This window comes from Pinisolibacter sp. (genome assembly GCF_036782435.1).
In the GTDB taxonomy this organism is placed as follows: Bacteria; Pseudomonadota; Alphaproteobacteria; order Rhizobiales; family Ancalomicrobiaceae; genus CALBKH01.
The window spans coordinates 18,753-43,502 of sequence record NZ_DAIPZB010000040.1; the positions used below are offsets into that span (position 1 = coordinate 18,753).

Here is a 24,750-nt window from a genome sequence, read left to right on the forward strand (position 1 = left end):
TCCGACGATGCCGGCGCCGATTTCGACCTCGGGTCGGTCGGCGACGGATCGCTCGGGACGCCGTTCCTTCGGCCACGAGGTCCTCGATGTCGGCTCCCGCTCCGCTGTCACCCCGCCGCCTCCTCGGCAAGATCGTCCCGCCGCGCCATCTGCCCGCCGGGCGCCTCGACGTCCTGCCCGGCTTCGGCCTGCCGGCGCCGATCGGCCGCCTGAAGGGCGCCTCGCTCGAGGCCAGCCTGGGGCGGATCGGCTCGCTCGAGGTGCGCCTCGCCCGCACCGTCGGTGAAGTGAAGCGGGCGCAGGAACTGCGCTACCGGGTGTTCTACGAAGAGATGTCGGCGATCGCCGACGTTCGCGCCCTGATGACGCGGCGCGATTCGGACGCCTACGACGCGATCTGCGATCACATCCTGGTGCTCGATCACGCCACGCCCGAGCCGAAACCTTTCGGCAAGTCGCGGCCGAAGATCGTCGGCACCTACCGGGTGCTGCGCCAGTCGGTCGCCGAGCGCCACGACGGCTTCTATTCGGCGAACGAATACGATCTTGCCGCCCTGCTCGATCGCCATCGCGGCCTCGAGTTCCTGGAGCTCGGCCGCTCCTGCGTGCTGCCCGCCTATCGCGGCAAGCGCACCGTCGAACTGCTGTGGCAGGGGGTCTGGGCCTATGTGCTCGCCCATCGCATCGACGCGATGATCGGCTGTGCCAGCCTCGAGGGCACCGACCCGTCGCGCCTCGCCCTGCCCCTCTCCTTTCTGCATCACAATTGCGCCGCCGATGCCGACTGGCAGGTTCGGGCGCTGCCCGAGCGCTTCTCCGCCATGGACCGCATGGCGCCGGCGGCGATCGACACCCGCGCTGCGCTCCAGTCGCTGCCGCCGTTGATCAAGGGTTATCTGCGCATCGGCGCCAAGGTCGGCGACGGCGCGGTGGTCGACCACCAGTTCGGTACCACCGACGTCTTCATCGTCATGCCCGTCGCCCGGATCTCCGAGCGCTACATCACCTTCTACGGCGCCGACGCCGGTCGTCGGGCGAGCTGAGACGCTCGACCATCGCGAAAGCGTAGGGTGCATCGAGCCGAAGCCGAGATGCACCGTGCCGCACCCTACGGCCGTAGGTCCCGCCTCACGTCAGCTTCGCCGTCAGCACCTTGAAGCTCGCCCAGCCGAAGGCGACGGCGAAGAGCCCGTCGAGCCAGCGCTTCGCTCCGAGAAACGTCGCGGTGACGCGCCGGTTCGAGAACAGGACGGCATAGCCGTGGAAGATCGTCGCGCTCTGCAGGCCGACCAGAGCGACGACCAGCGCGAGTTCGGCCGGCTTCGCGTCCGCCGGAACGCCGAGCGAATAGAGCGATGCGAAGAACAGGATCGCCTTGGGATTGGTGATGTGCAGCGCATAGCCCTGGAGCAGCGTCGCGATCCGTGACGACGAGCCCAGCGCCCGCAGCGCCGCCGACGGCTTCGGGCTCAGCGCCGAGCGCGCCGATCGAAAGGCGAGCCAGCCCAGATAGAGCGCGCCGGCGTAACGCAGCACCTCGAAGACCCAGGCGTTCGCCATCATCACCGCGCCGAGCCCGAGGGCGGCGGCGATCGACCAGGTGAGCGACCCGGCGGTGACGCCGGTGGCGAGCGTCAGCGCCCTGAGGCGACCGGCCTCCATCGCCGTGCCGGCGATGGCCAGTGTCGTCGGGCCGGGGCTGGCGACGCCGACGAGCGCGGCGCCGAGGATCAGCGGCAGATCGATATGCGACACTGGAAACCCTCCGAGACGGGAGGCGATCCTGGACCGGCGGTGGCGCGAAGACCAGCCGCTCGCGGATCACGCCTTCTCGATCTCCTTGGCCCGCGCCTTCAGTCGATAGAGCGCGTCGAGCGCCTCGCGCGGGCTCATGTCGTCGGGCGCGAGCGTCGCGATCTCTGCGGCGAGCTTGTCGAACCGTTCGTCGGCGATCGGCTCGGGCGGGGCAGGGGTCTTCGGCGCCGCCGCCGAGAACAGCGGCAATTCGTCGACGAACGTATCGCGCCGCCCGCGCCGGTCCTGCTCCTCGAGCTGCTTCAACACCTGTCGCGCCCGGTCGATGACCTTCGGCGGGAGCCCGGCGAGCCGCGCCACCTGGATGCCGTAGGAGCGATCGGCCGCGCCGGCGACGATCTCGTGCAGGAAGACCACGTCGCCCTTCCACTCGCGCACCGTCGAGGTGACGTTGGCGATGCGCGGCAGCCGCTCGGCGAGCGCCGTCAGCTCGTGATAGTGGGTGGCGAAGAGGGCGCGACACTTGTTGACCGCATTGAGGTGCTCGATCGTCGCCCAGGCGATCGAAAGGCCGTCGAAGGTCGCCGTGCCGCGGCCGATCTCGTCGAGGATGACCAGGGCGCGCGGCCCCGCCTGATTGAGGATGGCGGCGGTCTCCACCATCTCCACCATGAAGGTCGAGCGGCCACGCGCCAGATCGTCGGCCGCGCCGACGCGGGAGAACAGGCGATCGACGATGCCGATCGTCGCCTCGCGCGCCGGCACGAAGGCGCCGATCTGCGCCATCAGCACGATGAGGGCGTTCTGGCGGAGAAAGGTCGACTTGCCGCCCATGTTGGGGCCGGTGACGATGGTGAGCCGCCCGTCACCCTCGCTCGCTCGCGGTCCGAGATCGCAGTCGTTGGCGACGAAGGGCTCGCCGCTGCCCTCCCGCAGCGCCTGTTCGACCACCGGATGGCGCCCGCCGACGATGCGGAAGGCGAGGCCTTCCTCGATCTTCGGCCGGACGTAGCCCTCCTGATCGGCGAGTTCGGCGAGGCCGCTCGCGACGTCGAGCACGGCGAGCGCCTCCGCCGCGGCGCGGATCTCCGCCTCCCGGCCGAGCGCCGCATTCGCCAGCGTGTCGAAGATCTCGCCCTCGATCGCCAGCGCCCGCTCGCCGGCCGAGGCGATCCGCGCCTCGAGGTCGGAGAGCTCGACGGTGGTGAAGCGCACCGCGTTGGCCAACGTCTGGCGGTGGATGAAGCGCTCGGCGAGCGGTGGCGCGAACAGCTTCTCGGCATGCGCCGGGGTGGTGTCGACGAAGAAGCCGAGCACGTTGTTGTGGCGGATCTTCAGCGATTTGATGCCGGTCTCCACCACGTAATCGGCCTCCAGCCGGGCAATGGTGCGGCGGCTGTCGGCGGAGAGCTCGCGCGCCTCGTCGAGCGGCAGCGACCAGCCCGGCCGCACGAAGCCGCCGTCACGCCGGCCGAAGGGCAACTCGTCGAGGAGCGCCCCCTTGAGCAGATCGAAGAGATCCATCGGCGCGGCGGCGAGCGCCTCGTGCACCCGGGCGAGTTCCTCCGGCAGGATCCCGACCGCGCCGAGCACGCCGCCGAGATCGCGCGCCGCGACGAGGCCGGCGCGGATCGCCCCGAGGTCACGCGGGCCGCCGCGCTGGAGGCCGAGCCGGCCGAGCGGCCGCAGCATGTCGGGCGCGGCGGCGAGCGCCTCGCGCAGGCGCCGCCGCAGGGCCGGGTCGTCGAGGAGGAAGCCGACTGCGTCGAGACGCGTCTCGATGACGCGGCGGTCGGTCGAAGGGCCGGCGAGCCGCTCGGCGAGGAGCCGTTGGCCGCCCGCCGTCACCGTGCGGTCGATCGCGAAGAGGAGCGAGCCGCGGCGCTCGCCGGAGAGCGTGCGGGAGATCTCGAGATTGGCGCGGGTGCCGGCGTCGACCGACATCATCGCCGCCCCGTCGCCGAGGCCGCCCTCGCGCCGCGGCGGCTCGAGCGGCGCCCGCGCCCCCTTCTGGGTGCGCTCGACATAGGCGACGACGCCGGAGATCGCCGAAAGCTCGAGCCGCGAGAAGCGCCCGAAGGCGTCGGTGGTCGCGACCGCGAAGGCGCTGGCGACGCGGCTCTCGGCGGTGGTGACGTCGAAGAGCGCGGCGGCGACCGGGGTCAGGGCGATGCGCTCGGAACGCAGGATCGGCTTCAGCTCGGCGTCGTCGAAGAGCCGGTCGGGGAGCACGATCTCGCGCGGTTCGATCCGGGCGATCTCGGCGGAAAGCCGGCTGCCGTCGGTCTCGGCGACCCGGAAGGCGCCGGACGAGATGTCCACCCAGGCGAGGCCGAAGCGGCTCTCCTCGCCCTCGCCGCCCTTCGCGCGGGTGAGACCCAGCAGCCAGTTGGCGCGGCCGGCCTCGAGCAGGTTGTCCTCGGTGATGGTGCCGGGGGTGACGAGGCGGACGACGTCGCGCTTCACCACCGATTTCGAGCCGCGCTTCCTCGCCTCCGCCGGGTCCTCCAGCTGTTCGCACACCGCCACTCGGAATCCGAGCGCGATCAGCCGCTGAAGATACTCGTCGGCGCGGGAGACCGGCACCCCGCACATCGGGATGTCCTCGCCGAGGTGCTTGCCCCGCTTGGTCAGCACGATACCGAGGGCGCGCGACGCCTCCTCCGCGTCGCGGAAGAACAGCTCGTAGAAGTCGCCCATCCGATAGAACAACAGGCAGTCCGGATTGGCCGCCTTGATCTCGATGTACTGCTCCATGACGGGCGTCGGGCGCAGGTCGGAGGCGTCGCGGGCCGTCGGATCGGACATGAGGGGAGAGCTCTCGGGGAGGGCGCGAGGGTGGGGAGGACGAGAGACCTTACCAGAAGGCGCGCGGCGCGCGACCCGCGCGATCGTCTCGCCTCCCGCCTTTCCACGGCGAAGCGGTGGTGGAATGCGAGAAAGTGCCTGTCGAGACCCCGCTCGAGACCAAGGAAGCATGAGATTCCATCGATTCGCCCGACGTGCCGCGCTTGAGCGACGGGCAGCGCGCGATTATGGTCCTCTCCCCTTCGCCGAGACGTGAGTTCGAGAAGATCCGTGGCGCGGTCCTCGCCGCCGCGACGCTTCTCACACCTTTCGGGCGACAAGACCCGCGCGGGAAGCGCGGCCGTGGAGTGAGACATGGACCTGAACGACAAGCCCTCGGGCAAGACCCGCCTCGCCGTCACCGACCAGGAGGCGCTGCAGTTCCACGCCCAGGGCAAGCCCGGCAAGCTCGAGGTGGTGCCGACCAAGCCGATGGCCACCCAGCGCGACCTGTCGCTCGCCTATTCGCCGGGCGTCGCCGTGCCGGTGCGCGCCATCGCCGACGATCCCTCCAAGGCCTACGACTACACCTCGAAGGGCAACCTCGTCGCCGTCATCTCCAACGGCACCGCGATCCTCGGTCTCGGCAATCTCGGCGCGCTGGCGTCGAAGCCGGTGATGGAGGGCAAGGCGGTGCTGTTCAAGCGCTTCGCCGACGTCGACAGTATCGACCTCGAGGTCGCGACCGAGGACGTCGACGAATTCATCGCCGCGGTGCGCTACCTCGGCCCCTCCTTCGGCGGCATCAACCTCGAGGACATCAAGGCCCCCGAGTGTTTCATGATCGAGAGCCGTCTGCGCGAGCTGATGGAGATCCCGGTCTTCCACGACGACCAGCACGGCACCGCGATCATCTCCGCCGCCGGCATCATCAACGCCCTGCACCTGACCGGCCGCCGCATCGAGGACGCCAAGCTCGTGTGCAACGGCGCCGGCGCCGCCGGCATCGCCTGCATCGAGCTGGTCAAGGCCATGGGCTTCCGCGCCGAGAACGTCGTCCTCTGCGACACCAAGGGCGTGGTCTTCAAGGGCCGCACCGAGGGCATGAACCAGTGGAAGTCGGCCCACGCGGTCGAGACCGAGGCGCGCAGCCTCGCCGACGCGGTGAAGGGCGCCGACATCTTCTTCGGCCTCTCCGCCAAGGGGGCGCTCACCCCCGAGATGGTCACCACCATGGCCGCCCAGCCGATCATCTTCGCCATGGCCAACCCGGATCCGGAGATCACGCCGGAAGAGGCCCAAGCGGTTCGCCCCGACGCCATCGTCGCCACCGGCCGTTCCGACTATCCGAATCAGGTCAACAACGTCCTCGGCTTCCCCTACATCTTCCGCGGCGCCCTCGACGTGCGGGCGACCACCATCAACGAGGAGATGAAGATCGCCGCGGCGGAAGCCCTCGCCGCGCTCGCCCGTGAGGACGTGCCCGACGAAGTGGCCGCCGCCTATCGCGGCGTCCGCCCCAAGTTCGGCCCGCAGTACATCATTCCGGTGCCCTTCGATCCGCGCCTGATCTCCGAGATTCCGGCCGCGGTCGCCAAGGCGGCGATGGAATCGGGCGTCGCCCGCCGGCCGATCGTCGACATGGAGGCCTATCGCCAGAGCCTCTCGGCCCGCCGCGATCCGGTCGCCGGCACGCTGCAGCGCATCTTCTCCAAGCTCAAGGCCGAGCCGAAGCGCGTCGTCTTCGCCGAAGGCGAGGAGGAGCAGGTGATCCGCGCCGCCGTCTCCTTCGTCAACCAGGGCCTCGGCACGGCGATCCTGGTCGGCCGCGAGGACCGTATCGCCGCCGCGGTGAAGGCGTCCGGCATCGACCTGCCGGAGGGCGTCGAGATCGCCAACGTGCTCACCGCCGAGCGGGTCAAGGCCTACGCCGATCACCTCTACGAGCGGCTGCAGCGCAAGGGCTTCCTCTATCGCGACTGCGCCCGTTTCGTCCTCGACCGCAACGTCTTCGCCGCTTCGATGGTGGCGCTCGGCGACGCCGATGCCATGGTGTCGGGCGCCACCCGCCACTTCACCTCGGTGCTCAACGACGTCCGCCGCGTCATCGACGCCCGCCCGGCGCATCGGGTCATCGGCCTGTCGCTGATCGTCGCCCGCGGTCGCACCGTGCTGGTCGCCGACACCGCCATCACCGAGCTGCCGAACGGCGAGGAACTGGCCGAGATCGCCGAAGAAGCCGCCGGCGCCGCCCGCCGGCTCGGCTACGAGCCGCGCGTCGCCTTCCTCGCCTATTCGAACTTCGGCCAGCCGCCGGGCGAACGCACCGCTTTCGTTCGCGAGGCGGTCGAGATCCTCGACCGTCGTCACGTCGATTTCGAATACGACGGCGAGATGTCGGCCGACGTCGCCCTCGATCCGGCGCGCATGGCGGCCTATCCGTTCTGCCGCCTGAAGGGTCCGGCCAACGTCCTGGTGATGCCGGCCTTCCACGCCGCCTCGATCACCTCCGGCGCGCTGCGCGTGCTCGGCGGCGCGACCGTCATCGGCCCGCTGCTCGTCGGTCTCGACAAGCCGGTGCAGCTGGTGCCGCTCGGCGCCCGCGACAGCGACCTCGTCAACATGGCGGCGCTGGCGGCGTATGATGTGAACGGGTGAGTGGCGGTTTCTCCGTCACCGACGGTGACGGAGAAACGCGGACGTCCGGTGGACGTCCGCGAACCACGAACGCCCCGAGCCATGCGAGGGGCCGGGACGGTCTCGAATTCAACCGACCGTCTCACGGGCGGGCCGGATGAGACCCGGTTCGAGCCCCGCTCCGATCGGACGCCCCGGTGAGCACTCGCCGCCCAAGATGGCCTACCGGCCGTCCTCTCAGCCCGGCTTCGGCCGCGATCGGGTCTGCGCCGTCGCCTCGCGCTGCGCCTCTTCCAGATCGAGTTCGTCGTCCGCCTTGATGTCGTGCAGGAAGACCTTCGATTCCTCCGAGAAATAGCTGCGGATCGGCCCGGCCAGCGCGACCACCAGAGCGATGAAGACGACGACGCCGATGACGGGGAACACGAGGTCGGACATGGGCTCTCCTCCTCCTCGGGAGGCGGCGGACCATTGCCGGCACCACCCGAGACCATGATGGGCCGCACGACTTCGTCGGCACCTTCCATCTGAAATCTAGCGCGAATTTCGGTTCGGTGCAGGATGGGAACCTTGCGGAGGTCGGCAAACGACGAACGGCGGACCCGCGAGCCCGCCGTTCGCCGAATTTCGCTCGGAATCGACGTCAGTGAGCCGAGCCGGACTTCTTGGCCATCAGTCCGTCGCCGGTGAAGGCGAGGATCACCAGGAAGGCGGCCGCCACCGAAGCGAGCAGGCCGATGATCAGGGCCGGATAGCCCCACACGACGACGGACGCGACGAAGGCGACGAGAACCGCCGCGAGCAAGAGAGCGAACATGGTTTCCTCCTCGGGATCGGCCGCCTCGGGTTCGACGAAACCGTTCCCGAGCGACACCGTCCGTGCCCCTCGGGTCCTCCCGTCGCTCCGCACCGGGATGGCGGGCGGCGCGATCCGATAGACGGTTACGTATTTGGACGTAAGGAGTCCGATGGTCGCAGGCGCCGGTGACGATCGGGAAATTTCCGTCTCTCGGGAAAGATCCGCGATGGAAAGCCACGTCGCGGAGGGCTATTTTCGCCCGCGTCGCAATTCACAATTCGGCCGCGCCGTCGCGCCGCCACCGGGGAGAAGCAAAGCACCGATGGCCGCGCCGGAGCGTCTCGCAGGACTGATCGATGCCGACGATCTGCGTCGGCGGCTCTCCGCTCTGGTCGCGGAAGGTGCGGACGGCGGCAATCCCGCGGTTCGCGCCAAGGCCCTGGTGATCCTGAAGGAGGTGCGGCTCGAAGCCCGCGGCCGCATCCAGGAGATGTTGCTCGCCGACAAGCGCGGCGTGCTCTGCGCCGAGCGGCTCTCCTTCGTCCAGGACGAGTTGATCCGGGTGATCTACGACTTCGCCGTCGCCCACGTCTATCCGGTGACCAACCGCTCGTCGGCCGAGCGCATGTCGATCGCCGCGGTCGGCGGCTACGGCCGCGCCACGCTGGCGCCGGGCTCGGACATCGATCTGCTCTTCATCCTGCCCTACAAGCAGACGCCCTGGGGCGAGAGCGTCGTCGAATACATCCTCTACATGCTGTGGGATCTCGGCCTGAAGGTCGGCCACGCCACCCGCAACGTCGAGGAATGCATCCGCCTGTCGCGGTCCGACCTGACCATCCGCACCGCCATCCTCGAGGCGCGCTACATCTGGGGCGATCGGCCGCTCTTCGACGAACTGGAGACGCGCTTCGATCGCGACGTGGTGCAGGGAACCGGTCGCGACTACATCGCCGCCAAGCTCGCCGAACGCGACGAACGCCACAAGCGCCAGGGCATGAGCCGCTATCTGGTCGAGCCCAACATCAAGGAGGGCAAGGGGGGCCTGCGCGATCTCCAGACCCTGTTCTGGATCGCCAAATACTTCTACCGGGTGAAGGACGCCCGCGACCTGATCGCCGCCGGCGTCTTCTCACGCGCCGAATACCGCCGTTTCGAGCGCTGCGACGATTTCCTCTGGGGCGTGCGCTGCCACATGCACTTCGCCACCAACCGAGCCGAAGAGCGCCTCTCCTTCGATCTCCAGCGCGAGATCGCCGCCCGCCTCGGCTACCGGGACAAGGCCGGGTTGCGCGCCGTCGAGCGCTTCATGAAGCACTATTTCCTCTTCGCCAAGAACGTCGGCGACCTGACCCTGATCTTCTGCGCCGCGCTCGAAGAGGAACACGTCAAACAGGCGCCGGTGCTCAACCGCTTCTTCGGCCGCTTCACCCGCCGCCGCAAGCCCAAGGGCAACGGCGAGGCCTTCGTCGTCGACCATTCCCGCATCAACGTCGCCGACGACGAGGTGTTCGAGCGCGATCCCTGCAATCTGATCCGCATCTTCCACGAAGCCGATCGCAACAATCTCGATTTTCATCCCGACGTGCTGCAGCTGATCACCCGCTCGCTGCGGTTCGTCGACGATCGTCTGCGCGAGGACGAGGCGGCCAATCGCCTCTTCCTCGAACTCGTCGCCTCCCGTCACGACCCCGAGCGCGTCCTGCGGCGCATGAACGAGACCGGTGTTCTCGGCCGTTTCGTGCCGGAGTTCGGGCGGATCGTGGCGATGATGCAGTTCAACATGTACCACCACTACACCGTCGACGAGCACCTCCTGCGCTCGATCGGTGAGTTGGCGGCGATCGAGAAGGGCGCGATCGCCGAAGAGGTGCCGCTCGCCACCGAGCTCTTCCCCGGCATCCAGAACCGCAAGGTGCTCTACGTCGCGACCTTCCTCCACGACATCGCCAAGGGGCGGCCGGAGGATCACTCGCTCTACGGCGGCATCATCGCCCGACGCCTGTGCCCGCGGCTCGGCCTCGGCGCCGCCGAGACCGAGACGGTCGCCTGGCTGGTCGAGAACCATCTGGTGATGAGTTCGGTCGCGCAGGGCCGCGACCTCAACGACCGCCGCACCATCGAGACCTTCGCCGAGATCGTCCAGTCGCCGGAGCGCCTCAAGCTGCTCCACTGCCTCACCGTCGCCGACATCCGCGCCGTCGGTCCGGGGGTCTTCAACGGCTGGAAGGGCCAGCTTCTGCGGACCCTCTACTACGAGACCGAGCCCTATCTCGCCGGCGGTCATTCGCAGGTCGGACGCGACCAGCGCGTCGCCCGCGCCAAGGCGGAGCTGGCCGACAAGCTCGCCGGCTGGAACGATGCGGAGAAGGCGGCCTACGTCGAGCGGCACTATCCGCCCTACTGGCTGCGCGTCGACCTGCCGCGCAAGGTCCGTCACGCCGAGTTCATCCGCACCGCGACGCGTGAGAAAAAGAAGCTCGCCACCGCGGTGATGCCGCACGCCTTCGAGGGCGTCACCGAGATCACCGTGCTCGCCGACGACCATCCGCGCCTCCTGTCGGCGATCGCCGGGGCCTGCGCCGTCGCCGGCGCCAACATCGTCGACGCCCAGATCTACACGACGACCGACGGTCTGGCGCTCGACACCATCTTCGTCGGCCGCGAATTCACCGACGACCAGGACGAGATGCGGCGCGGCCAGCGCATCTCGGCGCTGATCGAAAAGACGCTGACCGGCACCGAGCGGCTGCCCGAACAGGTGGCGCGCAAGACCGCCGCTCGCACCCGCCTCGAGGCCTTCACCATCCCGACCGACGTGATGGTCAACAATTCCTGGTCGGATCGCTTCACCGTGCTCGAGGTCTCCGGCCTCGATCGGCCGGGCCTGCTCTACGATCTCACCCGCGAGATCTCCGACCTCAACCTCAACATCGCCTCCGCCCACATCGCCACCTTCGGCGAGCGGGTGGTCGACGTCTTCTATGTGACCGATCTCTTCGGCCACAAGGTCGAGAGCCGATCGCGCGAGAAGACGATCCGCGAACATCTGCTGCGCGCTTTCGACGGACGCGATCCGAAGAAGAGCGAACGCCTGTCGGCCTGATCCCGCGGACCCGTCGGCGACGATCACCGGACCCCTGCAACCACCGAGCCGAGGTGTCGCGCTCCTTGTCGCTCCTCCGCAACGTCCTCACCGTCGGCGGCGCCACCCTCGTCTCGCGCGTCGCGGGCTTCCTGCGCGACACGGCGCTCGCCGCCGCACTCGGCACCGGCCCGGCCGCCGACGCCTTCTTCGTCGCCTTCCGTCTGCCCAACCTCTTCCGCCGCCTCTTCGCCGAGGGCGCCTTCGCCGCCGCCTTCGTGCCGCTCCTCGTCCGCCGCCGCGGCGAGGCGGGGGATGCGGCGGCGGCGCGGTTCGCCGGCGAGGCGTTGGTCGGACTGACGGCAGTGGTGGTGGTGGTCGCGATCGCCGCCCTCTTCGCCGCGCCGCTCCTCGTCGATCTCCTCGCCCCCGGCTTCACCGCCGACCCGGAGAAACACGAACTGGCGATCCGGCTGGCGCGGATCTGTCTGCCCTATCTGGTGGCGATCACCGTGGTGGCGCTGCTCTCCGGCCTGATGACCGCCGATCGCCGCTATCTGATGCCCGCCCTCGCCCCGGTGGTGCTCAACCTGGTGCTGATCGCCACCCTCGTCGCGCTCCTGGCGAAAGGCGGCGTCGAACCCGACCGGGCGGCGACGGTCCTCTCCTGGGCGGTGGTGGTCGGTGGCCTCGGCCAGGTCGGCCTTCTCGCCGTCGCGGTGTCGCGCGCGAACCTCGCCCCGCCGATCGTCGCGCCGCGCCTCTCGCCCGAGATCCGCCGTCTCTTCCGCCTGGGCCTTCCCGGTCTCCTCGCCGGCGGCATGAGTGAGATCAATCTGATCGTCGGCACCGTCATCGCCTCGTCGACCGCCGGTGCCGTCTCCTGGCTCTATTACGCCGATCGGCTCTACCAGCTTCCCCTCGGCGTCGTCGGCATCGCCGTCGGTCAGGTGCTGCTGCCCGAGATCGCCCATCGGCTGGGTGACCGGGACGGCGACGGCGGCCGCGACGTCCAGAACCGGGCGCTGGAGTTCGCTCTCGCCCTGGCTCTGCCCGCCGCTCTGGCTCTGGCGCTCCTCGCCGAGCCGATCGTCTCGGTGCTCTTCGAGCGCGGCGCCTTCACCGCCGCCGATCGCCTCGCCGCCGCTCGAGCACTCGCGGTCTTCGCCGCCGGCCTGCCGGCCTTCGTCCTCGTCCGCGTCTTCGCCCCGGCCTTCTATGCCCGCGAGGACACCGTCACGCCGATGGTGATCGGCGGCCTCGCCGTGGCGGTCAACGTCGCGACGGCGCTGGCGTTTCTGCCCGTCGTCGGCTGGCTCTCGGTGGCGATCGCCACCGCCGTCGCCGGCTGGGTCAACGCCGGCCTGCTCTTCGCCCGCCTGCTGGCGCGCGGCCACTGGCACATCGATGCCGATCTCCGCCGCCGGCTGCCGCGTCTCGCCGTCGCGGCGGCGGCGATGGCGGTGACGGTGCACCTCGCCGGCCTCGGTCTCACCGAAGCCTTCGGCCCCGCCCGTGGCTTCGCCGGCAAGGCCGGTGCGCTGGCGCTGCTGGTCGGGCTCGGCCTTCTCGTCCACGGCGGCCTCGTCGTCGCTCTGCGGGTGGTCGAACCGGCCCGCCTCGGCGCTTTTCTGCGCCGGTCGTGATCGTCGAGATGTCGAGCCGTCTTGCTCGCGCCCCGCGGATCGCGCATAACGCGCCCGCCGCTCGATGCGGCGAGGGTCGATGCGAGCCGCCGATGATCGACGGCCGAGACGGAAGCGAGCCATGACCGACGAGAGCCGAGCCACCTTCGAACCCCGCGTCTTCTCCGGGGTCCAGCCGACCGGCAATCTGCACCTGGGCAACTACCTCGGTGCCATCCTGCGCTTCGTCGAGATGCAGAAGTCCTTCTCCTGCATCTATTGCGTCGTCGATCTGCACGCCATCACCCAGCCGGTGGCGGTGTGGGGCGGCCCGACCCAGCTCGCCGCCAACATCCGCGAGGTGACCGCGGCCTTCCTCGCCGCCGGCATCGATCCGGTGAAGCACATCGTCTTCAACCAGAGCCGGGTGCCCGAGCACGCCGAACTCGCCTGGATCTTCAACTGCGTCGCCCGCATGGGCTGGATGGAGCGGATGACCCAGTTCAAGGAGAAGGCCGGCAAGGACCGCGAGCGCGCCTCGCTCGGTCTCTTCGCCTATCCGACCCTGATGGCCGCCGACATCCTCGTCTATCGCGCCACCCACGTGCCGGTCGGCGAGGACCAGAAGCAGCACCTCGAGCTGACCCGCGACATCGCCCAGAAGTTCAACAACGATTTCGCCGATTCGATCCGCGCCCACGGCTTCGGCGACGCCTTTTTCCCGCTCACCGCGCCGCTGATCCAGGGCCCGGCGACCCGCGTCATGAGCCTGCGCGACGGCACCAAGAAGATGTCGAAGTCGGATCCCTCCGACCTCTCCCGCATCAACCTGACCGACGACCGCGACACCATCGCCGCCAAGCTCAGGAAGGCCAAGACCGATCCCGAGCCGCTGCCGAGCGAGGTCGAGGGTCTCACCGGCCGCCCCGAGGCGCAGAACCTCGTCGGCATCTATGCGGCCCTTTCCGGCCAGACGACCGCCGACGTGCTCGGCCGGTTCGGCGGCGGTCAGTTCTCGGCCTTCAAGGCGGCGCTGACCGAACTCGCGGTCGACCAGCTCGGCCCGGTCGGCGCCGAGATGAAGCGCCTGATGGACGACACCGCCTACATCGACGGCGTCCTGAAGGACGGCGCCGAGCGCGCCTCGGCCATCGCCCGTCCGGTGATGGACGCGGTCAAGGACATCGTCGGCTTCATCCACTGACGGCCGTCACGGGTCCAGGAACGAGGGCGCGCCTCCGGCGACGGGGCGCGCCCTTCCCGTTTCGGCGACCCTGCCCACCGCGCTCCGGCTTGCCCCTCGGCCTCTCAGGTGGCAGGGTCGACCCATGGGTCTGAAACGCTCCTCCCTCGAGGCCGGTCACCGGCGCAAGTTCCTGGTCGTCGTCGACGACACGCCCGAATGCGACCGGGCGGTGGTCTTCGCCGCGCGTCGCGCCGAGCACACCGGCGGCGGCCTCGTGCTGCTCCACATCATCGAGGACACCGACTTCCGCGCCTTCGTCGGCGTCGGCGAGGTCATGCGGCAACAGGCCCATGCCGCCGCCGAGACGGTGCTCGCCTCCGTCGCCGAGCGGGTGCTCGCGCTCGCCGGCATCGAGGCCGAACGGGTGATCCGCGAGGGCGCGCCGGCGGTCGAGGTGGTGCGTCACATCGAAGCGGACGAGGACATCGCCGTCCTGGTACTCGCCGCCGGGACGGGCTCCGAAGGTCCCGGACCGCTGGTCACCGCGCTGGCCGGTCGCGGCGCCGGCGCCTTTCCCGTGCCGATCACCATCGTGCCGGGCCATCTCTCCGACGCCGACATCGCCGCGATCGCCTGATTCGGGGCGATGTCTCCCGCTCGGGGTCCGCACGTGAACCATTCACGACGGAAAATGTCGCGCAAGAGGCCATTCGCGCCTCTCTCCGCCCTCCGTCGTCTGGACGGGGGGGCGCGAAGGCCCTATCTGGAAAACGTCCAATCCGGCTCGGGCCTTGACCCCGAGAGAGGAGCGCAGATGTTCATCGAGACCGAAGTCACCCCCAATCCCGCCACCTTGAAGTTCGTCCCCGGCCGCGCCGTGCTCGGCGAAGGCTCGCGCGAGTTCCGTTCCGCCACGACCGCGAGTGCCTCGCCGCTCGCCGCGCGCCTCTTCGAGATCGAGGGCGTCTCCGCCGTCTTCCTCGGCGCCGACTTCGTCTCGGTCACCAAGGACGGCCCCGAGTGGCAGCATCTGAAGCCGGCCATCCTCGGCACCATCATGGAGCACTTCCTCTCCGGCGCGCCGATCATCACCGGCGGTGCCGAGACGGGCGCTTCGCTCGACGGCTATTCAGAGAACGACCGCCGCATCATCGCCACCATCGAGCAGCTGCTCGAGGAGCGCGTTCGCCCGGCGGTGGCCGGTGACGGCGGCGACATCGTCTTCGCCCGCTGGGACGACGGCATCGTCTATCTCCACATGCGCGGCGCCTGCTCGGGCTGCCCGTCCTCCACCGCCACGCTGCGCAACGGCGTGCAGAACCTCCTCAAGCACTTCATCCCGGAAGTGATCGAGGTGCGCGCCGCCTGAGCGGCAGCCTCGCGGACCATGCCATGATCCTGCTTGCCGTCGACACCGCCCTCGATGCCTGCGCCGCCGCGGTGGCGCGGTCGCACGATGGTACGGTCGAGGTCTTCGGCGTCACCGAGGTCATCGGCCGCGGCCACGCCGAATGCCTGATGCGGGTGGTCGACGACGCGCTCGCCCGCGCCGGGGTCGCCCACGCCGATCTCGACGGTTACGCCGTGTCGATCGGCCCCGGCAGTTTCACCGGCATCCGCGTCGGCGTCGCTGCGGTGCGCGGCTTCGCCCTCGCCGCCGGGAAGCCGGCGGTCTCGGTGACCTCGCTCGAGGCCCTGGCGCAAGAGGGCAGGGCGCTCGCGCCCGGTCGGTCGATCGTCGCGGTGCTCGACGCCCGCAAGGACGAGGTCTACGCCCAGGCCTTCGACGCCGACGGTCGCCCGCTCGACGCGGCGGTGGTCGCCCCCGCCGCCCGCATCGCCCATCGCGCCGCCGAACTCGGCGCCATGGTGATCGGCTCCGGCGCGCCGCTCCTCGCGGCGATCGACCCCTCTCTCGACATCGTCGCCGCGACACCCTTCCCGGCGATCGACACCATCGCCCGCCTGGCGCTGCCCCGCCTCGCCGCGGCAACACCGACCACACCACGCCCCTCGCCGCTCTACGTGCGTGCCCCCGACGCCAAGCCGCAGGGCGCGGCGCGGCTGGCGCGGCTCACGCCCGGCGGCCTCGCCGCGGGAGGCGCCCCATGAGCGTGTGGGACTATGCCGACTGGGTGCCCGCCTGGAACTGGTGGACCATGCCGGTCACCGTCGTCGGCGACGCGCGGGCCGAGGACCTCGATCGCCTCGCCGCCATCCATGCCGAGAGCTTTCCCGGTGCGCCGTGGAGCGCCGCCGATCTCGCCGCGCTGCTGCGCGAGGAGACCGTCTTCGGCCTCGTCGTCCGTCGCGCCAATTTCTTCGGCACGCGTTCGCCGGTCGCCTTCGTCCTCGCCCGCCTCGTCGCCGGCGAGGCGGAGATCCTCACCATCGCCGTCACCCCGGCCTATCGTCGCCACGGCTTCGCCCGACATCTGATGGAGCACGTCTTCCGCCGCCTCTATCACGATCGCGCCGAGACGCTGTTCCTCGAGGTCGACGCCGGAAACGAGGCGGCGCTGGCGCTCTACGGCCGCCTGCGCTTCCGAAAGGTCGGCGAACGCAAGGGCTATTACGCTCACGGCTCCGTTCCCGGCGCCACCGCGCTTGTCATGCGCGCCGATCTTCGCTAATCGCGAATCCATCGCCCCCGTTACAGGAGGTCGCCCGTGACCCGAACGACCAACGCCGAAGGCGAAGCTCACACCGACGACACCGCCCTCGAGGATCGGTGCGTCGCCGCCGGTATGCGCATGACCGACCAGCGTCGCGTCATCGCCCGCGTCATCGAGACCTCGCTCGATCATCCCGACGTCGAGGAGCTGCATCGACGCGCCGCGGCGATCGACAAGCGCATCTCGATCTCCACCGTCTATCGAACGGTGAAGCTGTTCGAGGACACCGGCATCATCGAGCGCCACGACTTCCGCGACGGCCGCTCGCGCTACGAGACCGTGTCGGACGACCATCACGACCATCTGATCGATCTCCGGTCCGGCAAAGTGGTCGAATTCCGCAACTCCGACATCGAGAAGCTGCAGCAGCTGATCGCCCGCGAACTCGGTTTCAAGCTCGTCGATCACCGGCTCGAGCTCTACGGCGTGCCGCTCGACGACGACCAGTCGTGACCCGATGAGACGCCTCGCCGCCGCGGTGGCCCTGACCAGATTGACGGCGATCACCGCGGTGGCCCTGCCGTTGCAGATGCTGGCGGTCCGGGCGAACTGGCGGCTGGCGTCGACACTGCCCGTCTGGTGGCATCGCCGCGCCCTCGAGGCGCTCGCCACCCGCATCCGCATCACCGGCGCGCCGGTCACCGACCGGCCGCTCCTGGTCACGCCCAACCACTCCTCCTGGCTCGACATCCCGGTCATCGCTTCGCTGATGCCGATCTCCTTCGTCGCAAAAGCCGAAGTGGCCGATTGGCCGCTCTTCGGCCTCTTCGCCAAGCTGCAACGCACCGTCTTCGTCGACCGCACCCGTCGCACCGCCACCGGCTCGGCGGCGAGCGAACTCGGCGGACGCCTCGCCGACGGCGACTGCATGGTGCTCTTCCCCGAAGGCACCTCCTGGCGCGGCGACGAGGTGCTGCCCTTCCGCTCGGCGCTTCTCGGCGCGGCGCGCAACGCCATCCTCCACGGCGGCCACGAACGCGTCTGGGTGCAGCCGCTGACCGTCGCCTACAAGCGCCTCGGCGGCCTGCCGATCGGCCGCGCCGAACGCGCCCGCGTCGGCTGGTACGGCGACACCGAGCTGCCCGGCCATCTCTGGGGCATCTTCCTCGCCGGCGGCCTCGACGTCGAAGTGATCTGGGGCGAAGCGCTGCCCTTCGACGAGACCACCAACCGCAAGAAACTCGCCGCCGACCTCGAAGCCACCGTCCGCCGTGACCTTCTCGCCGCGCTGAGGCCGTGACGAACGTCATCGCAGCGTCATCGCCGCGGATTGTTGTTCTCGAGGTCCGTGATCCGCGCTAGAGGTGGCGACGATCGCTCCCCCGTCGACGCGTCGCGTGTCGTGGGTGGAGCGAAAGACGATGCGGGTATCGAGCGTGGTGCGAGGCGATCCGCCGGGGACCCTCGCGGAAGGTGAGATGAGCGACGACAGGAAAGTCTTTCTCAAGACCTACGGCTGCCAGATGAACGTCTACGACAGCGAGCGTATGGCGGACACCCTGGCGCCGAACGGTTGGGTCGAGGCGGCGAGCGCCGAGGAGGCGGATCTCGTCATCCTCAACACCTGCCACATCCGTGAGAAGGCGTCGGAGAAGGTCTATTCCGAACTCGGCCGGCTGCGCGTTCTCAAAGGCGAGAAGGCCGAACGCGGCGAGAAACTGATGGTCGCCGTCGCCGGCTGCGTCGCCCAGGCCGAAGGCGTCGAGATCGCCCGCCGCGCCCCCGTCGTCGACATGGTCTTCGGCCCGCAGAGTTATCACCGCCTGCCGGAGATCCTGACCCGCGCCGACAACGGCTCGCGCGTCGTCGAGACCGAGTTTCCGGTCGAGGACAAGTTCGACCATCTCGCTCCCGCCTCGCGGGCGAAGACGGTCGCCCGCGGCCTCACCGCCTTCCTCACCGTGCAGGAGGGCTGCGACAAGTTCTGCACCTTCTGCGTCGTCCCCTACACCCGTGGCGTCGAGACCTCGCGACCGGTCGACCGCATCGTCGCCGAGGCCGAGCGCCTCGCCGAAGCCGGGGTGCGGGAGGTGACGCTGCTCGGCCAGAACGTCAACGGCTATCACGGGGCGGGACCCGACGGAGAGGCCTGGAGCCTGGGCCGACTGGTGCGCCGCCTCGCCGAAGTGCCCGGCCTCGACCGCATCCGCTACACCACCTCGCATCCCCGCGACATGAGCGACGACCTGATCGAAGCCCATCGCGATCTGCCGCAGCTGATGCCCTGGCTGCACCTGCCGGTGCAGTCCGGTTCCGACCGCATCCTCGCTGCGATGAACCGCCGCCACACCGCCGCCGACTATCTCCGCCTCGTCGAGCGCATCCGCGCCGCCCGTCCCGACATCGCCATGTCCGGCGATTTCATCGTCGGCTTCCCCGGCGAAACGGAAGAGGATTTCCGGGCGACGCTGCGGCTCGTCGAGGAGGTCGGCTACGCCTCCGCCTTCACCTTCAAATATTCCGCCCGCCCCGGCACCCCGGCGGCGGCCAAGACCGACCAGCTGGCCGACGCCGTCAAGGTCGAGCGGCTCCACCGTCTCCAGGCCCTGATCGATCGCCAGTCCGCCGATTTCAACGCGTCGCGCCTCGGCATGGTGATGGACGTGCTGTTCGAGAAGCCGGGCCGCAAGAAGGGCCAGCTCGGCGGCCGTTCGCCCTGGCTCCAGGCGGTCCACGTCGAGGCGCCGGCCGAGCTTCTCGGCCGCATCGTGCCGGTTCGCATCGACGCCGTCGGCGCCAATTCGCTCTCCGCCGTGCTGGTCGACCCGCCGGCCCCTCACCCCCGAGGAGATCTCCGTTGACCACACCCGAGCGCCCGCCGTCTGCGAATTTCCCGGTGACCGGCCATGCCTCGGATCTGACCCACGTGGTCCTCGCCTTCGACGACAACCGGTTGGTCTCCGATCTCTTCGGCCAGTTCGATCAGAACCTCGCCGAGATCGAGCGCCGGCTGCACGTCACCCTCGTCGCCCACGGCAATCAGGTGACGGTGAAGGGCGGCCACGAGGCCTGCGAAGCCGCCCGCCGGGTGCTCGAGAGCCTGTGGGAGCGCTTGCAATCCGGCCTCGAGATCCATCCCGGCGACGTCGACGGCGCCATTCGCATGGCCGAGGCGGAAGAGGAGCAGCTGCCGCTGCCGACCCTCGAGCCCAAGGCCCGCTTCACTCCGGCCACCATCTCCACCCGCCGCAAAACGGTTTCGGCGCGCACCCCGGCCCAGGACGCCTATGTCCGCGCCATGGGACGCTCCGACCTCGTCTTCGGCATCGGCCCGGCCGGCACCGGCAAGACCTATCTCGCCGTCGCCTATGCCGCCGCCCTGATCGAGCGCGGCGACGTCGATCGGCTGATCCTGTCGCGGCCGGCGGTCGAGGCCGGCGAACGGCTCGGCTTCCTGCCCGGCGACATGAAGGAGAAGGTCGACCCCTACCTGCGCCCGCTCTACGACGCGCTCTACGACATGATGCCGGCCGAGAAGGTCGAGCGCGGGCTGCAGTCCGGCATGATCGAAGTGGCGCCGCTCGCCTTCATGCGCGGCCGCACCCTCTCCAACGCCGTGGTGCTGCTCGACGAGGCGCAGAACTGCACGACCATGCAGATGAAGATGTTCCTCACCCGGCTGGGCGAGAACTCCAAGATGATCGTCACCGGCGACCCGACCCAGGTCGACCTGCCGTCCGGCACCCGCTCGGGCCTCGTCGACGCGCTGGAGATCCTCTCCGGCATGGAGGGGATGATCCGGGTCAACTTCACCGAGAAGGACGTGGTCCGCCACGAACTCGTCGCCCGCATCGTCAAGGCCTACGACGACGCCTCGCGCGACAAGCTCGCCGCCGAGCGCGAACAACGCGAGCGTTGGGCCGCCGAGCGCGAGGCCCGCCTCGCCGCCGAACGCGACATGCGCGCCGACAACGAGCGCGGGTTGCGCGACAAATACGGCATCGACACCCGCCCCGGCGGCGGAGGCCGCTCGTGACCGCCACCCCCGCCATCGCCGTCGACATCGCCGTCGAGGCCGACGCCTGGGGTGAAGAGGCGCGCTGGCGTCCGCTCGCCGAGAAAGTGGCCGCGGCGATCGCGGCGCGGCCCGAACTGATCGTCCCCGACGATGCCGAGCTGTCGCTGGTCCTGACCGACGACGCCCGCATCCGCGTCCTCAACCGCGACTGGCGCGACAAGGACGAGCCGACCAACGTCCTCTCCTTCCCGGCCGCCGACGCCGACGACGAGGACCCCGGCCCCCTCCTCGGCGACGTGGTCGTCGCCCACGAGACGACCGCCCGCGAAGCGGAGGAGGAAGGGAAGACCTTCGAGGACCATTTCACCCATCTCCTCGTCCACGGCCTCCTGCACCTCTTCGGTTTCGACCACGAGAGCGACGAGGAAGCCGAGGAGATGGAGGCGCTGGAGACCGAGATCCTCGCCGGCCTCGGCATCGCCGACCCCTACGCGGAGAGCTGATCGGATCGCGTCTCCGAGCGACCGGGAGTCGCACCCCGGCTCGGATGACCGACGAATTGACAGGCCCGCCCGCCCCGCCGCACCATGACCCGACCCCGGTTCGAAACCGACCGGCCACGAGAGACACGAGAGAGATGAGCGACGCGCATTCCCAGAGTACCGGCGCCACGGGGGAAGGTTCGCAACGGACCGAGACCCGTGGCGAGGCCTCCGAACGATCGACCGAGAGCTGGATCGATCGATTGCGCACGGCGGTGGGGTGGAAATCGTCGCCCGCCGCCCTCCGAGCCGATCTCGAGAGCGCCCTCGAGGAGACCGCGCCTTCCGATGACGGCGGCTTCTCGGCCGAAGAACGGGCGATGATCCGCAACATCCTGCGGCTGCGCGAGACCCGCGTCGACGACGTCATGATCGCCCGCGCCGAGATCGAGGGCATCGACGAGGATACGACGCTCGACCGGGTCGTCCTGCGCTTCATGGACAGCGGCCATTCGCGCATGCCGGTCTATCGCGACAGCCTCGACGAGGCGGTCGGCATGATCCACATCCGCGATCTGATGAGCCACATCGCCCACACCTCGATGGTCGAGGAACCGGCGGCGGGCGCCTCGGCCGTCGATCTCGCACGGGCCGATCTCACGGTGCGGCTCGCCGACGCCGGTCTGGTTCGCCCGGTGCTCTTCGTCCCCGGCTCGATGCCGGCCACCGACCTGCTCGCCCGCATGCAGCAGAACCGCATCCAGATGGCGCTGGTCATCGACGAATACGGCGGTGTCGACGGTCTCGTCAGCCTCGAGGACATCGTCGAGACGGTCGTCGGCGACATCGAGGACGAGCACGACGTCGAGGAGGACGCGGCGATCGTCGCCACCGGTCCGGACCAATGGGTGGCGGACGCTCGCGCCGAACTCGAAGAGGTCGCCGTGGCGGTCGGCGTCGATCTCTCGGGGCTCGGTCTCGACGAGGAGGTCGAAACTCTCGGCGGCCTCGTCGTGTCGCTCGTCGGCCGTGTGCCGACCGTCGGCGAGATGCTGCATCTCGAGGAATTGCCGGCATTCTCCGTCGAAGTGCTCGATGCCGACGCCCGTCGCCTCAAGCGCCTGCGCCTCGTCCGCGTCGTCTCCGACGCCGCCTGATCGCCGATCGCGCATTCGAGGCGTTGTCACGACACCGCCGCGAATGCGACGCATGGGGTCGCGTCCGCCCACGCGGCGGCTGATTCGGCCCGGCTCACGGCCGTATTCGAACGAGGCGGAATGCTCGAACGGTTCTCCCACGGCGTGACCCTGCTCTGGGGCTGGCGACGGACCCTGGTGGTCGCCGGCGCCGGCGCGCTCGCCGCCCTCGCTCAGGCGCCGTTCCACGTCTTCCCGGTGTTGTGGATCTCCTTCCCCGTCCTGGTGTGGGCGCTCGACGGCGCGGTGGAGCTGAAGAAGACCGGCGCGCTCGCTCGCCTCGGCCCGGCCTTCCGGGTCGGCTGGGCCTTCGGAACCGGATGGTTCCTCGCCGGCCTGTGGTGGATCGGCGCCGCCTTCACCGTCGATCTCGCCCAGTTCGGCTGGATGATCCCCTTCGCTCTCGCCTTCCTGTCGATCGGCCTCGGCCTGTTCCACGGGATCGCGACCGCGATCGCCCGTCTCCTGTGGTCGGACGGCCCCGGCCGTATCGTCGCCCTGACGATCGGTTTCTTCCTCGCCGACTGGGCGCGCGGCCACGTGCTCACCGGCTTCCCCTGGAACCTCGTCGGCTACGGCCTCGCCGCCAACGGCCCGATGATGCAGGTCGCCGCACTGGTCGGCGGCTACGGTCTGACGCTCCTCGCCGTTCCGATCTTCGCCGCCCCGGCGGTGCTGGCGCGTGGCGATCGCGCCGATCGCCGCTTCTTCGCCGCCGCCACCGCCCTGCTCGTCGCCGTCGTCGGCTTCGGCGTCGTTCGCCTCGCTCTGACCCCGACCGAATCCGTTCCCGGCGTCCGCTTCCGCATCGTCCAGCCGGCGATCGACCAGTGGAAGAAGTGGAAGCCGGAGTTCAAGACCGAAACGGTCGAGCGCTATGCCGAGCTCTCGGCCGGCCCGGTGCGCGGCGCACCGGCCGGCGGTGCGCTGGCGAGCGACCTCCGACCCGGCCTCTCCGCCGGGACCATGGCGTCGGCCCACGGCGCCGGCCGCCTGCCGGCCGGCATCACCCATCTGGTGTGGCCGGAATCGGCCTTCCCCTTCGTCCTCACCGACGAACCCTGGGCGCTCTCCACCATCGCCGAACTGATCGGCGACCGCACCACCCTCCTGACCGGCGCCGTCCGGGTCGAAGCGCCCTCGGCCGGCGAGACCCGGGCGCGCTGGTACAATTCGATCTTCGCACTCGGTCCCGGCGCCGAGGTGCTCGCCGCCTACGACAAGGTCCATCTCGTCCCCTTCGGCGAGTATCTGCCGTTCCAGGATGTCGCCGAGAGCCTCGGCCTGCGCCAGCTCACCCACCTGCGCGGCGGCTTCACGCCCGGCCCGCGGCGTCGCACCGTCGAGATCCCCGGCACGCCGCCCTTCGCGGCGCTGGTCTGCTACGAGGTGATCTTCCCCGGCGAGGTGATCGATCCCGCCCGTCGCCCCGAATGGATCCTCAACGTCACCAACGATGCCTGGTACGGCCTGACCCCGGGGCCCTGGCAGCACTACCATCAGGCCCGGCTACGCGCCGTCGAAGAGGGACTGCCGCTGGTGCGCGCCGCCAACAACGGCGTCTCCGCCGCCGTCGATCCGCTCGGCCGGGTCGTCGCACGGCTGACGCTCGGCGCGGTCGGCGCCCTGGATTTCGACCTGCCGCGTCCGGCACCGCCGACGGTCGCTTCGCGTTGGGGTGAGAAGATCGCCTGGGTACTCGTAACGATCGCCTTGGCGGCAATTCTTTATAGAAGACGTAACCGAACGTTCGAGTAAGAGCGTTGACACGACCCGTCCCCGATCACAATGTTCGGTGTGCGGTGGACCGGATGGACAGGTCAGGGTCGAAACCGCCTCGTTCGGATGTCCCGGTCGAGATCGCCACGATGGATGGCGTGCTCTTCGGGATCTAGGTGATCCTCCGGACCAGATGTCGTAACCGGCGCAGATCGGAGCGGCACGACCTGTCCCATAAAACCGGTAAATGACAAAAAGGTGCCGATATGGCCAGCAAGAAATCCCCGAATCCGATCGATATTCACGTCGGCAGTCGTGTCAGGTTGCGGCGTATGATGCTCGGAATGAGCCAGGAGAAGCTCGGCGAACATCTTGGAATCACTTTCCAGCAGATCCAGAAGTACGAGAAGGGCACCAATCGTATCGGGGCCAGCCGGCTGCAGGCGATCGCGCGAGTGCTTTCTGTTCCGGTCGCCTTCTTCTTCGAAGATGCCCCGGGCCTCGCTCCCGTTGCCGGCGACCAGGGCTTCGAGGATCAGGCTTCGACCTCCTATGTCGTCGACTTCCTGTCGTCGTCGGAAGGTCTGGCGCTGAACAAGGCCTTCATCCGTATCAAGGATCCCAAGCAGCGCCGCAAGGTGGTCGAACTCGTCAAGGCGATGGCCGGCGACGAGGACGAGTGACGCGCGAAGATGTCGCTCGAGACATCGTGATCGACGAACGCCCGGTGGTCGACGGACCCCGGGCGTTCTACGTTCGGATCGCCTTTCTTCTCGCCGTGGTGACGACCCGTTCGGCTTGACCCTGGCGCGGCTCGGCTGTTAAACGGGGCCGCCTTTCCGTAGG

Annotated in this window: 21 protein-coding genes; 17 read left to right on the forward strand and 4 right to left on the reverse strand. The window is 69.5% G+C overall.

The window, feature by feature from the left end:
• Nucleotides 1-86: 86 nt before the first annotated feature.
• Nucleotides 87-1,043: a GNAT family N-acetyltransferase gene (locus tag V7Q42_RS16270; RefSeq protein ID WP_333825154.1), complete on the forward strand. Its 957-nt coding sequence runs from the start codon at nt 87-89 to the stop codon at nt 1,041-1,043.
• 85 nt (nt 1,044-1,128) lie between these two features.
• Here the strand turns inward: V7Q42_RS16270 and V7Q42_RS16275 are convergent, their stop codons facing one another.
• Both V7Q42_RS16275 and mutS read right to left on the reverse strand, forming a co-directional pair.
• On the reverse strand, nt 1,129-1,755 hold the full coding sequence (locus tag V7Q42_RS16275) for a LysE family translocator (protein ID WP_333825155.1): 627 nt from the start codon (nt 1,753-1,755) through the stop codon (nt 1,129-1,131).
• Between the two features lie 66 nt (nt 1,756-1,821).
• Complete coding sequence (gene mutS / locus V7Q42_RS16280) at nt 1,822-4,563, reverse strand: DNA mismatch repair protein MutS (RefSeq protein ID WP_333825156.1); 2,742 nt, start codon at nt 4,561-4,563, stop codon at nt 1,822-1,824.
• Nucleotides 4,564-4,917: 354 nt separating this feature from the next.
• Between mutS and V7Q42_RS16285 the strand changes: the two genes are divergently transcribed.
• Nucleotides 4,918-7,200 carry an NADP-dependent malic enzyme gene (locus V7Q42_RS16285; protein WP_333825157.1) on the forward strand — a complete coding sequence of 761 codons (2,283 nt, stop codon included), beginning with the start codon at nt 4,918-4,920 and terminating at the stop codon, nt 7,198-7,200.
• A gap of 216 nt (nt 7,201-7,416) precedes the next feature.
• Here V7Q42_RS16285 and V7Q42_RS16290 read toward each other — a convergent pair whose 3' ends face one another.
• Together V7Q42_RS16290 and V7Q42_RS16295 are read right to left on the reverse strand one after the other, a co-directional pair.
• Entirely contained in the window at nt 7,417-7,617 is a 201-nt protein-coding gene (locus V7Q42_RS16290; RefSeq protein ID WP_333825158.1) for an archaellin/type IV pilin N-terminal domain-containing protein, read from the reverse strand.
• Nucleotides 7,618-7,822: 205 nt separating this feature from the next.
• Nucleotides 7,823-7,996, reverse strand: a complete 174-nt coding sequence (locus V7Q42_RS16295; RefSeq protein ID WP_333825159.1) for a hypothetical protein — start codon at nt 7,994-7,996, stop codon at nt 7,823-7,825.
• 304 nt (nt 7,997-8,300) lie between these two features.
• Here V7Q42_RS16295 and V7Q42_RS16300 point away from each other — a divergent pair, with 304 nt between their 5' ends.
• The 15 genes from V7Q42_RS16300 to V7Q42_RS16370 all read left to right on the forward strand — a co-directional run bounded on the left by V7Q42_RS16300 (nt 8,301) and on the right by V7Q42_RS16370 (nt 24,587).
• Entirely contained in the window at nt 8,301-11,084 is a 2,784-nt protein-coding gene (locus V7Q42_RS16300) for a [protein-PII] uridylyltransferase (protein WP_333825160.1), read from the forward strand.
• 65 nt (nt 11,085-11,149) lie between these two features.
• Nucleotides 11,150-12,709, forward strand: coding sequence for a murein biosynthesis integral membrane protein MurJ (murJ, locus tag V7Q42_RS16305; protein ID WP_333825161.1), 1,560 nt, complete (start codon nt 11,150-11,152; stop codon nt 12,707-12,709).
• A 121-nt stretch (nt 12,710-12,830) separates the two neighbouring features.
• On the forward strand, nt 12,831-13,892 hold the full coding sequence (trpS, locus tag V7Q42_RS16310) for a tryptophan--tRNA ligase (protein ID WP_333825162.1): 1,062 nt from the start codon (nt 12,831-12,833) through the stop codon (nt 13,890-13,892).
• Nucleotides 13,893-14,016: 124 nt separating this feature from the next.
• On the forward strand, nt 14,017-14,511 hold the full coding sequence (locus V7Q42_RS16315) for a universal stress protein (protein ID WP_333825163.1): 495 nt from the start codon (nt 14,017-14,019) through the stop codon (nt 14,509-14,511).
• A gap of 177 nt (nt 14,512-14,688) precedes the next feature.
• Nucleotides 14,689-15,243, forward strand: a complete 555-nt coding sequence (locus tag V7Q42_RS16320; protein WP_333825164.1) for a NifU family protein — start codon at nt 14,689-14,691, stop codon at nt 15,241-15,243.
• A 23-nt stretch (nt 15,244-15,266) separates the two neighbouring features.
• Complete coding sequence (tsaB, locus tag V7Q42_RS16325; RefSeq protein WP_333825165.1) at nt 15,267-15,986, forward strand: tRNA (adenosine(37)-N6)-threonylcarbamoyltransferase complex dimerization subunit type 1 TsaB; 720 nt, start codon at nt 15,267-15,269, stop codon at nt 15,984-15,986.
• Entirely contained in the window at nt 15,983-16,507 is a 525-nt protein-coding gene (locus tag V7Q42_RS16330) for a GNAT family N-acetyltransferase (protein WP_333825166.1), read from the forward strand. The genes tsaB and V7Q42_RS16330 overlap by 4 nt, the downstream gene beginning before the upstream one ends.
• A gap of 114 nt (nt 16,508-16,621) precedes the next feature.
• Entirely contained in the window at nt 16,622-17,002 is a 381-nt protein-coding gene (locus V7Q42_RS16335; protein WP_333825174.1) for a Fur family transcriptional regulator, read from the forward strand.
• Between the two features lie 4 nt (nt 17,003-17,006).
• On the forward strand, nt 17,007-17,789 hold the full coding sequence (locus tag V7Q42_RS16340; RefSeq protein ID WP_333825167.1) for a lysophospholipid acyltransferase family protein: 783 nt from the start codon (nt 17,007-17,009) through the stop codon (nt 17,787-17,789).
• 121 nt (nt 17,790-17,910) lie between these two features.
• Nucleotides 17,911-19,350 (forward strand): tRNA (N6-isopentenyl adenosine(37)-C2)-methylthiotransferase MiaB, encoded by a 1,440-nt coding sequence (gene miaB, locus V7Q42_RS16345; RefSeq protein WP_442958218.1) that lies wholly within the window; start codon nt 17,911-17,913, stop codon nt 19,348-19,350.
• Nucleotides 19,347-20,525: a PhoH family protein gene (locus tag V7Q42_RS16350; RefSeq protein WP_333825169.1), complete on the forward strand. Its 1,179-nt coding sequence runs from the start codon at nt 19,347-19,349 to the stop codon at nt 20,523-20,525. Before miaB ends, V7Q42_RS16350 begins: the two co-directional genes overlap by 4 nt.
• Nucleotides 20,522-21,010: an rRNA maturation RNase YbeY gene (ybeY, locus tag V7Q42_RS16355; RefSeq protein ID WP_333825170.1), complete on the forward strand. Its 489-nt coding sequence runs from the start codon at nt 20,522-20,524 to the stop codon at nt 21,008-21,010. The genes V7Q42_RS16350 and ybeY overlap by 4 nt, the downstream gene beginning before the upstream one ends.
• 134 nt (nt 21,011-21,144) lie before the next feature.
• The gene (locus V7Q42_RS16360) at nt 21,145-22,146 is read left to right on the forward strand and encodes a hemolysin family protein (RefSeq protein WP_333825171.1); all 1,002 of its coding nucleotides are present in this window, start codon (nt 21,145-21,147) and stop codon (nt 22,144-22,146) included.
• Between the two features lie 120 nt (nt 22,147-22,266).
• A complete protein-coding gene (gene lnt, locus V7Q42_RS16365; protein WP_333825172.1) occupies nt 22,267-23,943 on the forward strand; it encodes an apolipoprotein N-acyltransferase in 1,677 nt (558 codons plus the stop codon).
• A gap of 227 nt (nt 23,944-24,170) precedes the next feature.
• Nucleotides 24,171-24,587 (forward strand): helix-turn-helix domain-containing protein, encoded by a 417-nt coding sequence (locus tag V7Q42_RS16370; RefSeq protein WP_333825173.1) that lies wholly within the window; start codon nt 24,171-24,173, stop codon nt 24,585-24,587.
• Nucleotides 24,588-24,750 lie beyond the last annotated feature (163 nt).